This is a genomic window from Mesorhizobium sp. M7A.F.Ca.ET.027.02.1.1, assembly GCF_004022985.1.
Lineage (GTDB): Bacteria > Pseudomonadota > Alphaproteobacteria > Rhizobiales > Rhizobiaceae > Mesorhizobium.
The window spans coordinates 19440-29830 of record NZ_RZOL01000030.1; the positions used below are offsets into that span (position 1 = coordinate 19440).

The 10391-nt window shown below is 62.7% G+C and carries 13 protein-coding genes; 8 read left to right on the plus strand and 5 right to left on the minus strand.

Going from position 1 to position 10391, the window contains the following annotated elements:
- Nucleotides 1–81: 81 nt before the first annotated feature.
- The 3 genes from rpsI to EN749_RS05910 all read right to left on the minus strand — a co-directional run bounded on the left by rpsI (nt 82) and on the right by EN749_RS05910 (nt 1710).
- A complete protein-coding gene (rpsI, locus tag EN749_RS05900; RefSeq protein WP_023810272.1) occupies nt 82–564 on the minus strand; it encodes a 30S ribosomal protein S9 in 483 nt (160 codons plus the stop codon).
- A gap of 1 nt (nt 565) precedes the next feature.
- Entirely contained in the window at nt 566–1030 is a 465-nt protein-coding gene (gene rplM / locus EN749_RS05905) for a 50S ribosomal protein L13 (protein WP_013532205.1), read from the minus strand.
- A gap of 215 nt (nt 1031–1245) precedes the next feature.
- A complete protein-coding gene (locus tag EN749_RS05910) occupies nt 1246–1710 on the minus strand; it encodes a PaaI family thioesterase (RefSeq protein WP_127810682.1) in 465 nt (154 codons plus the stop codon).
- A gap of 150 nt (nt 1711–1860) precedes the next feature.
- Here EN749_RS05910 and EN749_RS05915 point away from each other — a divergent pair, with 150 nt between their 5' ends.
- The 7 genes from EN749_RS05915 (at nt 1861) to EN749_RS05945 (ending at nt 7028) form a co-directional block, all read left to right on the plus strand.
- The gene (locus tag EN749_RS05915; protein ID WP_127810681.1) at nt 1861–2682 is read left to right on the plus strand and encodes an enoyl-CoA hydratase; all 822 of its coding nucleotides are present in this window, start codon (nt 1861–1863) and stop codon (nt 2680–2682) included.
- Between the two features lie 10 nt (nt 2683–2692).
- Complete coding sequence (locus tag EN749_RS05920; RefSeq protein ID WP_127322812.1) at nt 2693–3115, plus strand: VOC family protein; 423 nt, start codon at nt 2693–2695, stop codon at nt 3113–3115.
- Nucleotides 3115–3897, plus strand: a complete 783-nt coding sequence (locus EN749_RS05925) for an AAA family ATPase (RefSeq protein WP_128362730.1) — start codon at nt 3115–3117, stop codon at nt 3895–3897. Before EN749_RS05920 ends, EN749_RS05925 begins: the two co-directional genes overlap by 1 nt.
- Entirely contained in the window at nt 3894–4658 is a 765-nt protein-coding gene (locus EN749_RS05930) for a GNAT family N-acetyltransferase (protein WP_128362731.1), read from the plus strand. The genes EN749_RS05925 and EN749_RS05930 overlap by 4 nt, the downstream gene beginning before the upstream one ends.
- Nucleotides 4645–5166: a CoA-binding protein gene (locus EN749_RS05935; RefSeq protein ID WP_127269926.1), complete on the plus strand. Its 522-nt coding sequence runs from the start codon at nt 4645–4647 to the stop codon at nt 5164–5166. Before EN749_RS05930 ends, EN749_RS05935 begins: the two co-directional genes overlap by 14 nt.
- A gap of 224 nt (nt 5167–5390) precedes the next feature.
- On the plus strand, nt 5391–6671 hold the full coding sequence (locus EN749_RS05940; RefSeq protein WP_024504598.1) for an O-acetylhomoserine aminocarboxypropyltransferase: 1281 nt from the start codon (nt 5391–5393) through the stop codon (nt 6669–6671).
- Nucleotides 6672–6677: 6 nt separating this feature from the next.
- The gene (locus tag EN749_RS05945; RefSeq protein ID WP_127258223.1) at nt 6678–7028 is read left to right on the plus strand and encodes a cupin domain-containing protein; all 351 of its coding nucleotides are present in this window, start codon (nt 6678–6680) and stop codon (nt 7026–7028) included.
- 55 nt (nt 7029–7083) lie between these two features.
- On the opposite strand, the gene EN749_RS05950 is transcribed toward EN749_RS05945, so the two are convergent.
- Together EN749_RS05950 and EN749_RS05955 are read right to left on the minus strand one after the other, a co-directional pair.
- Nucleotides 7084–7968: an AraC family transcriptional regulator gene (locus tag EN749_RS05950; RefSeq protein WP_128362732.1), complete on the minus strand. Its 885-nt coding sequence runs from the start codon at nt 7966–7968 to the stop codon at nt 7084–7086.
- Between the two features lie 273 nt (nt 7969–8241).
- Nucleotides 8242–9492, minus strand: a complete 1251-nt coding sequence (locus EN749_RS05955) for a cytochrome P450 (protein ID WP_128362733.1) — start codon at nt 9490–9492, stop codon at nt 8242–8244.
- A gap of 102 nt (nt 9493–9594) precedes the next feature.
- Here EN749_RS05955 and EN749_RS05960 point away from each other — a divergent pair.
- Nucleotides 9595–10391 (plus strand): FAD-dependent oxidoreductase (locus tag EN749_RS05960; protein ID WP_145990883.1); only part of this gene is annotated, 797 nt, incomplete at its 3' end.

Below are 10391 nucleotides of genomic sequence, written 5' to 3' on the forward strand. Positions count from 1 at the left end.
GCGGGTGGGGTGACTGCCGAGCCGCAAACAAAAAGGCCGCCCGGGAGGCGGCCTTTTCGATTGTCTGAAGCTGCGAAGTGCTTAGCGCTTCGAGAACTGGAACGAACGACGGGCTTTCGCCTTGCCGTACTTCTTGCGCTCGACGACGCGGCTGTCGCGGGTCAGGAAGCCGCCCTTCTTGAGCACGGCGCGCAGCGTCGGCTCGTAATAGGTCAGCGCCTTGGAGATGCCGTGACGCACGGCGCCAGCCTGGCCGGAGAGACCGCCGCCGACAACGGTCGCGACGATGTCGTACTGGCCGGCGCGGTTGGAGGCGATGATCGGCTGGTTGAGGATCATCTGCAGGACCGGACGCGCGAAATAGGTCGCGAATTCCTTGTCGTTGACGATGATCTTGCCGGAACCCGGCTTCACCCAGACGCGCGCAATGGCGTTCTTGCGCTTGCCGGTGGCATAGGCGCGGCCCGACTTGTCGAGCTTCTGGACGTGGACGGGGGCTGCCGGCTGGGTATTGGTGTTGCCGGTGGCGGCGCCGAGTTCTGCGAGCGAGGAAAGCTCAGCCATCTTATGCGACCTTCTTGTTCTTGGCGTTCAGCTTGGCCACGTCGAGCACGACGGGCTGCTGTGCGACATGCGGATGCTCGGCACCTGCATAGACGCGCAGGTTCTTCATCTGGCGACGACCGAGCGGGCCACGTGGGACCATGCGCTCAACGGCCTTCTCGACGACACGCTCGGGGAAACGACCCTCGAGCAGCTGGCGCGCGGTGCGCTCCTTGATGCCGCCTGGGTGGCCGGTGTGCCAGTAATAGACCTTGTCGGTGAACTTCTTGCCGGTGAACACCACCTTGTCGGCATTGATGACAATGACGTTGTCGCCGTCGTCGACATGCGGGGTGAAGGTCGGCTTGTGCTTGCCGCGAAGATGATTGGCGATGACAGTGGCCAGACGACCGACGACGAGACCTTCGGCGTCGATCAGGATCCACTTCTTCACCACATCCGCAGGCTTCTGCGAAAAGGTTGTCATGTTTTCTGCTCTCGGTTCTGACCTTCATAAAAGAAGGCGTTTCTTGTTGCTTGGATTGTCGGAAGGACGCTGTCCGCCGCCAATAACAAAACGGCGGCCTTTGCGGGCCGCTGCTTCGTGAGGGCTTATAGGCGAGGGTGGTGATCGCGTCAAGGCGCGCGAAAAGGAGAATATCTGACAAAATGCGGCGAAAACAATAAGTTAAGTGAAAGGTATTATTTTACCACATCGCCATTCCGCTTCGGCGGGATCGAATAGGTGCCGGTGGCGTGCGCCACCGTGTGCCCGTCCGGGCCGGCAACGATGTCGATATCGAACACCATCAGGCTCTTGCCCAGCTTCAGGATGCGGCAATGGCCATCGATCGGTCCGGCCTCGGCCTTGCGCACGAAATTGATGTCGAGGTTGACGGTAACGGAAAGCGCATCCGGCCCGGCATGGCTGAGCACGCAGACGTAGCCGCCAATGTCGGCCAGCGTGAACAGCGAAGGGCCGGACACCGTGCCGCCCGGACGCAAGTGCCGCTCGCCGGCGTTGAGCCGCACGGTGCAGCCGCCGGGGAACACGTCGATCGCCTCGAAATATTTGAACTGCTCGTTGAGCTGCGGATAGACGGTCTCCATCAGCGCATTGACTTGTTGCGCGGTCAGAACCGGCTTCAAATTGATTTGGGCGGGCATGTCGGTCCCTCGTTTTGGCCGACCTGTATGGGCGCGGCGCGGCATTTCTGACAACCTTCGTCCCCTGGCGCAAGCGATCGGTGTTGGACGAAACCTGATCCGGTATTAGATACTCTGGCAGCCCCAGGCGGAATCGCGGAGACCTTATCCATGGCCGAAATCCTTGCCATCAAGCCTGCCGCCGTTGAAGGGCCGGTTGTTGCACAACTGGACAAGGGCGTGCTGCGCCTGACGCTCGCCAATCCGCCCGCCAATGCGCTGTCGCTGGCGGTGATGGCGGCGCTGACGGCCGAACTCGAGCGCGCCAAGGCCGACAAGGCCGTTCGCGTCATCGTTTTGTCGGCGGCCGGCAAGGTGTTCTGCGCCGGCCATGATCTCAAGGAAATGACGGCGCGCCGCACTGACGCCGATCATGGCAAGACCTTCTTCGCAGAGACGTTTGCCGCTTGTGCGACGCTGATGCAGGCCATCGTGCGGCATCCCTTGCCTGTCATCGCGGAAGTCGACGGCCTGGCCACCGCCGCCGGGCTGCAACTGGTCGCCAGCTGCGATCTGGCGATCGCCTCACATGAGGCTACCTTCTGCACGCCGGGCGTCAATATCGGGCTGTTCTGCTCGACGCCGATGGTGGCGCTGTCGCGCAACGTTTCGCGCAAGCATGCCATGGAGATGCTGCTGACCGGAGAGACGATCGATGCGGCGACCGCCAAGGAGTTCGGCTTGGTCAACCGCGTCGTGCCGCGCGAATACCTGAATCAGATCGTCACCAAATACGCGCAAACCATTGCTTCCAAATCATCTTTGGTGGTCAAGACCGGCAAGGAAGCCTTTTACGCCCAGGCTGAAATGGGGCTGGCCGACGCCTATGCCTATACCGGCCGGATCATGGTCGAGAACATGCTTGCGCGCGACGCGGAGGAGGGCATCGGCGCCTTCATCGGCAAGCGCAAGCCGGAATGGAAGGACGAGTAAGGAGAACGTCATGGAGCCGCGCATCTCCATCATCACCATTGCTACCGATGATCTAGACCGCGCCGTGCGCTTCTACGAAGAGATGGGCTTGAAGCGGCATGCCGGCATCACCGACGGGGTCGCCTTCTTCCAGATGGGCGGTGTCATCCTCGGCCTGTTCCCGCGCGCCAGCGCAGAAGAGGATTCCGGCATCGCCTTCGCCGCGGCGCCATCGGCGGTCTACCTCGCCTACAACACTCGTTCCGACGCCGAAGTCGACGACGTGCTCGCCAGGGCGGAAAAAGCCGGCGGCCGCATCGTCAAGCCGGCCGGCCGGGCCTTTTGGGGCGGCTGGTACGGCTATTTCGCCGACGCCGACGGGCATGTCTGGGAAGTGGCGCACAATCCGGCCTTTCCGATCGCGGAAGACGGCACGATTTCGCTACCCGGCTGATGGCCCATCGCAAGCAGCTGACGCGGCTAAAGGCTCCCTATCTGAAGCGCATCCTGCTCGACGCCGAGCGCGTGGCGGACTGGGAGAAATATCCCTGGAACCTGCCGCTGTTTCGCGGCCATGAGTTCGAGCTCGAATTCACCACGCCGATCACCATCATTGTCGGCGAGAACGGCACCGGCAAATCGACTCTGCTCGAGGCGATCGGCGCACTGGCCGGCTATGACGAAGCCGGCGGCGGCAAGGGATATATGCCAGTCGACCATTCCAGCGCCATCGACAAGAGTGGTGCTGCGTTGGCCAACGCATTCCGTGGTCACTGGCTGCCGAAAGTCACCGCCGGCTGGTTCTTTCGCGCCGAATCCTTCTACTCCGTGGCGCGTTATCTCGACCAGGCGGCGCTGGAAGACCCCTTCAAGCCACCCCCGCCGGACTTCCTGTCCTGGTCGCATGGCGAGGGCTTTATCCGCTTTTTCGAGGAGCGCTGCCGCAGGCAAGGCATCTACATCCTCGACGAACCCGAGAGCGCACTGTCGCCGACGCGACAGATCGAGTTGCTCAAGATGCTGCGGCGCATGGACCAGTCGGGCACCGCGCAAGTGATCATGGCGACGCATTCGCCGCTGCTGATGGCTTGTCCCGGCGCGCGGCTGTTCCGCATCAGCCGCTTCGGGCTCGACCCGACCGATTTCAGCGATACCGATCATTTTCGCATGATGCGCGACTTCTGTACCGATCCGCAGGCGTTCATGGAGGAAGCGCTGCGGGAGGATGACGCGTGAGCGCCGGCGACGATGATCTCAACTGGCGCGTCGAGCAGGCATGCCGCGAAGGCTGGCCGGCGGCGACCGGGGCGGTCTTTGATGGCTGGCTCCTGCGGCGATCGGGCGGACGGATCCGGCGCACCAATTCGGCCAATCCCTCGCGCGGCCAGCGTGGCGCGCCGGATGCTGTCATCGGCGCCGCCGAGTCCTTCTACATCGGCCACGGCCAGACGCCCTTGTTTCGGGTTCCCGACATCGCCGGCGAGCTCGAAGCCGCACTCGACCATCGCGGCTACCAGCCGGAAGGCAGCACGATCCATCTCCATGCCGGGATCGGCGACCTGGCTGAAGTCCGCGATCAGCAGGTCACCGTTTCGAAAGTGCCGGGCGAGGACTGGCTCGCGGCGCGGTTCCGCATGGGGACCTTTGACGACGCCGAGTGCCGCATCTTTCGCGAGATGACCGGGCTGATCGTCGGCGACCGGGCGTTCGTATCCTGTGAACGCGACAGCGAAATTGCCGCCTTGGCCTATGGCGTCATCCGCAATGGCCTGCTTGTGGTGGAATCGGTTGAAACCGATGGCCGTTTCAGGCAGCAAGGTCTGGGCCGCAAGACCGTCGGCGGCCTCATCGGCTGGGCGCGGCGCGCAGGGGCTCACGCCGCATGCTTGCAGGTGGTGGTCGACAACACGCCGGCTCGCGCTCTCTATGCCTCGCTTGGGTTCAGCCGTGAACTTTACCGATACCACTACCGCAGGAAGCCGCATGAACCACGATAGCTACGACAACACCTACATCGCCGGCATCCTCAATTCGGTGAAGACCATCGCCATGGTCGGCGCGTCCGCCAATGATGTGCGGCCAAGCTATTTCGTGCTGAAATATCTGCTGGCCAAGGGATTTTCGGTGTTTCCGATCAATCCTGGCCAGGCCGGCAAGGAGATCCTCGGCCGGATGACCTATGCGAGGCTCGCCGATATTCCCGAGCCGATCGACATGGTCGATGTCTTTCGCGCGCCGGCGGCGGTGCCCGGCATCGTCGACGAGGCGTTGCGGCTCGATCCCTTGCCGAAAGTCATCTGGATGCAGCTTGGCGTTCGCCATGACGAGGCCGCCGCGCGCGCCGAGGCCGCCGGCATCAAGGTGGTGATGAACCGCTGCCCCAAAATCGAATACGGCAAGCTGTCCGGCGAGATCGGCTGGACCGGCGTCAATTCCGGTGTGCTGTCGTCGAAGAAGCCGCTGATGCGGTCGGGATTCCAGAGTTTCGGCGTGCGCCAGAAGTAGGGCAGTCGCTCAAAAGTGCGCGGCGGTTTTGGGTAACGACGTGCACCAAAAGCAAGGCCTGATGCGCAATGCGCCTTGGGCGCAAAATTATTCCTTAGACCAGTGCATTTTCTCGGGCCTCGGCCGCAGATCGTTCGCCGAAGGGCATTTTCTTCTTTGCATTCGCGCTCATGCTTCGCCAAGAATGCCCGGCGATTTCAAGAGTTTCAAAAGGGAGGTTTTCAATGACCCGCACGCCAGGTTTCAACACGCTCGCCGTCCATGCCGGTGCCAAGCCCGATCCAGCGACCGGCGCGCGTGCCACGCCGATCTACCAGACGACCTCCTTCGTCTTCGACGATGCCGACCATGCCGCGTCGCTGTTCGGGCTCAAGGCCTTCGGCAACATCTACACCCGCATCATGAATCCGACGCAGGCGGTGCTGGAAGAGCGCATGGCGGCCCTCGAAGGCGGCACGGCGGCACTCGCGGTCGCCTCCGGCCACGCCGCGCAGGTGATCGTGTTCCACAATCTGATGCAGCCGGGCGACAATTTCGTCGCCGCCAACAAGCTCTACGGCGGTTCGATCAACCAGTTCGGCCATGCCTTCAAGAATTATGGCTGGGAGGTGCGCTGGGCCGACACCAACGACATCTCGACCTTCGAGAGCCAGATCGACGACAGGACCAAGGCGATCTTCATCGAAAGCCTGGCCAATCCGGGCGGCACTTTCGTCGACATCGAGAAGATCGGCGACATCGCGCGCAAGCATGGCCTGCCGCTGATCGTCGACAACACGCTGGCTTCGCCCTACCTGATCCGGCCGATCGAGCATGGCGCCGACATCGTTGTCCATTCGCTGACCAAGTTCATCGGCGGCCACGGCAATTCGATCGGTGGCGCCATCGTCGACGGCGGCACCTTCGACTGGTCGAAGTCGGGCAAATACCCGATGCTGTCGGAACCGCGCCCCGAATATGGCGGCCTCGTCCTGCACGAAACCTTCGGCAATTTCGCTTTCGCCATTGCCGCGCGCGTGCTCGGCCTGCGCGATCTCGGTCCGGCGATCTCGCCCTTCAACGCCTTCCTCATCTTGACCGGCCTGGAGACCTTGCCGCTGCGCATGCAGCGCCACTGCGACAATGCCGTCACCGTTGCCGCCTGGCTGTCCAACCATCCTAAGGTTGCGTCGGTGAACTACCCCGGCCTGCCCTCAGACAAGAACAACGCGCTGCAGAAGAAGTACTCGCCGCTTGGCGCCGGCGCCGTGTTCACCTTCGCTCTCAAGGGCGGCTATGACGCCGGCGTCAAATTCGTCGAGGCGCTCGAGCTGTTCTCGCACCTGGCCAATGTCGGCGACACCAAGTCTCTGGTCATCCACCCGGCCTCGACCACGCACCGCCAGCTTTCCGACGAGCAGAAGGTCAAGGCCGGCGCAGGACCGGACACGGTGCGGCTTTCGATCGGCATCGAGGACGTCAACGACATCGTCGCCGACCTCGAACAGGCGCTTGCCAAGGTCTGACCGATCATGAGCGAGTCAAAATTTCTTGCCATCGGCGTCGACACTGTCGACGCCGAACAGGGCGCGCCGGCGCCGGATCGGCTGATCTCGGGCGATCCCAAATTCCGCACCTGGAATGTCGAGGAGCGCGACGGCGGCCTTTACGCCGGCATCTGGGAATCGACCCCGGGCAAATGGCGCATCGTCTATGACGAATGGGAGTTCTGCCACATCCTGTCCGGCGTTTCGGTGATCGCGGAGGACGGTGGGCAAGCGCGCACCGTTCGGGCCGGCGACAGCTTCGTGCTCAGGCCTGGCTTCAAAGGCAGCTGGGAAGTGCTTGAAACGACTCGCAAGGAGTACGTGATCAAGCTTTGATCTCGCGTCGCCATGATGCTCGCGATCGGAAGGGACAGACCGCTGTCCTGCCGAGCTATTTCAGAGGCAGAAAGAGTTCAACGACCACTTCGCGTAGCGGTCCCTCCGGGAAGTGGGACAGATGTCGTTGGCAATAGATCGGAAAGTCGCGTGCTTCCTCGCCGCTGGCCGGAAGCCATTCACGATAAAGGTAAAGTGCTGCGGGTTCGAGATTGTTGGTATTGCCGGGATAGCGCAGCACCGCGCAACGACCGCCGGGAATCACGCCAGCCTTCATCTGCGCGTCATTCGCCTCGATCGGCCGGTCGGTCCCGGCACAAATGTCCATGCTGTAGTCAGCCGGGACCGCGGGCTCCCTTTCGGAACGGAAGATGTTGAAGGTCGGGCTTGTCTCGGGCGACAAGCCCGCGGCCTTACGCCAGGCGATGAACCGCTGGATGGTGTCCTGGAGCGTCGCCCGGTCTCCGCGGTGCTCCATGATCGCCACCGGCGTCGGGGGCACATCGCGGATCGTCACGTCGTCGTGTTCAAAGATTATCTGCATGAGCGTGTTCCTTGCTTTTTCGAGGGGCCCGAAGGCCATGAGCCACGACCCCCAGTCGGGAGATTTCCGGAACGACGAGGGCGATTGCCCGAACCGTTGCCGAAAGGCGCGGGCGAAGGCATCCGGCGCGTCGTAACCGGCATCCATGGCTATGTCGGTGACGCTTTGGGCGTCACTTTCGGCAAGTCTGTACGAAGCACGCTTCATGCGGGCGAGCTGGACATAGCGATGCACGGACACCCCGAAGGTGGACGTGAACTGCCGGTGGAAATGGTATTTCGAGAACGCCGCGACACCGCTCAACGCCTCCAGCCCCAGATCGTCATCCAGATGCTGGTCTATATGGTCCAGCACCCGCTGCATTCGAGCCTGGTAGTTTTCAAGTGCGGCCTTCAACGTCTCTTTCTCCGTGACGACACCAGTTAGGCCTTTCCGGATATGTCGCGCTCGACCGATCTTGCGATTTGGCATGGATCAACAGGGGCTGCCAGCAACGGCCTTCAGGCTCTCCCCCAAGCTTGTGCTGCCTGCTTATGACTATTTCGCTGGAACTGGCTGAGATAGCTTCCGGTGCCTTGTCGTGGAAGGGCATGTCGTAGGCGGTCCGGTGAGCAGACCTTGTGGTTGCGGCTGGCGCCATGGTGAAATAGGCCGGCGGCCCAGCGGTACTCAAAAGCCGACGGCGAGCGTTTCCAGCCCATGGAAATGGTAAGTGTCCCGAAAGCGCGCCTCTTCGGCAAGATGCAGCTTCGGATGCCGTTCAAACAGGGTTTTCAGCGACACCTGCAATTCGAGCCGGGCGAGCGGCGCGCCGATGCAGAAATGGATACCGGCGCCGAAGGAGACGTTCTTCTGGTCGGCCCGGTCGGGCCGGAAGGCGAGAGGATCGGCGAAGGCGCGCGGGTCATGATTGGCCATGCCCAGCAGCAGCCCGATCGTCTGGCCCGGCTGCACGACGATGCCGGGCGCGACCTCGATCTCCTGATAGGCATAGCGCGCGAACATGTGCAGCGGCGCGTCGAAGCGCAGGCATTCCTCGACCGTTGCCGCGGTCGCCTCGGGCGAACCGAAGAAGCGGCTGACATCGCCACCTTGCATAAGGATCGAGCGGACGGCATTGCCGGTCTGATGCACGGTTGCTTCATGGCCGGCATTGAGCAGCAGGATCGCCGAGGACACCATCTCGTCCTCCGACAGCCTCTCACCGTCCTCCTGCGCCGAGATCAGCAGCGACAAAAGGTCGTCGCCGGGATTTCGGCGTCGCTCGGTGACGTAGCCACGGAGGAAATCCGCAAATTCGCGGGCGGCGCGGTTGGCCGTCTCTTCGATCGCGCGTGTGCGGCCATGCATGTACATGGCAACCATCTGGTGCGACCAGTCGAGCAGTTGCGGCCCCATTTCGACCGGGACGCCGAGCATTTCGGCAATGATGGTGATCGGCAAGGGCGCCGCGAAAGCAGGCAACAGGTCGACCGTCTTGCCTGGTTCGAAACGGTCGATCAGGTCGTTGGCCAAAGCCTCGACACGCGGCCGCAGCCTTTCGACCTGGCGCGAGACGAAGGCGCGGTTGACCAGTGTTCTCAGCCGCGTGTGCACCGGCGGCTCCAGTTCCAGCATCGAATTGGCTTCGATGCCGTCGAAGGCCCTGAGATGGCTGCGGTCCTGTCCAATGCCGCGGCTGTCTGGAATGCCGGCCGGGTTCTGCCGGCCGAAGCGGCGATCGCGCAGCAGCCGGTTGACGTCGTCGAAACCGCCAAAGCACCAGAAGCCGAATTCTTCCCAGAAGAATGCATTCGATACGCCGTGCAGGAAAGCATAGGCATCATAAGGGTTTTGAAAAAAGGCCGGCTCGTGCGGGTCGAGCCGCAGATGTCGAGTGGCTGGATCAAAGGCCAGGGCGGTAGGCGTCAATTTGCTCATGCCAGACCAATAGCGCGGCTTGCCAGCCTGGTTCCAGACCGTATGTTGGCGCCCGCAATCCAATACGTTGAGCCAGCCAACCGGCTGCGGAAGTCTGATTTGATGAAGGTGATCGTTGTCGGCGCGGGTATTGCCGGTCTCTCGACGGCGTGGTCGCTGGTCAAGGCCGGCCACAGCGTTTCGATCGTCGAGCAAGGGCCGATCCCAAACCCGATGGCCGCGTCGGGCGACCATCATCGCATCATCCGCCGCGCTTACCGCGCGGGGACCGGCTACGGCCGGCTGATCACCGAGGCCTACCAGGCCTGGGACGAGATGTGGGCCGATCTCGGCGAAAGCCACCTCGATCCCAGAGGATTTGTCTGCATTTCGCGCGAGCCGGGCGACGAGGCCGAGGAATATCGCGAGGGTCTGGAGGAAGGCAATTTTCCGTTCGAATTGCTGGAGCCGGATGCAGCCGTGATGCGCTGGCCGTTTCTGGAAGCCGGGTCGTTTCGCTACGCCTATTTCTCGACCGAAGGCGGCGCCCTGCATTGCCGCAAGATCGCGTCGGGCCTGGCAAAGTGGCTGCGCGCCAACGGCGCCAATGTCTACGAAAATAGCAAGGTCGTCGAAGTCGACGCCGAAGCCGGCCACATCGTGCTCGAAAGCGGTGAGACCATGCAGGCCGACCGCATCGTGGTCGCCGCCGGCGCCTGGGTGCTAAAACTGTTTCCGGAGCTGGACGGCGAGCTGAAGACCTATCGAACCGCACTTGCCTATGTCGAACCGCCGGCCGACCTCGATGCGGCCTGGCAGGCGGCACCGGTTGTCCTCGATGTCGGCGGCGCGATCGACGGCTATGTGATCCCGCCCTCCGGCGGCGCCGGCATGAAATTCGGGTCCGGCCTGCACAGGGT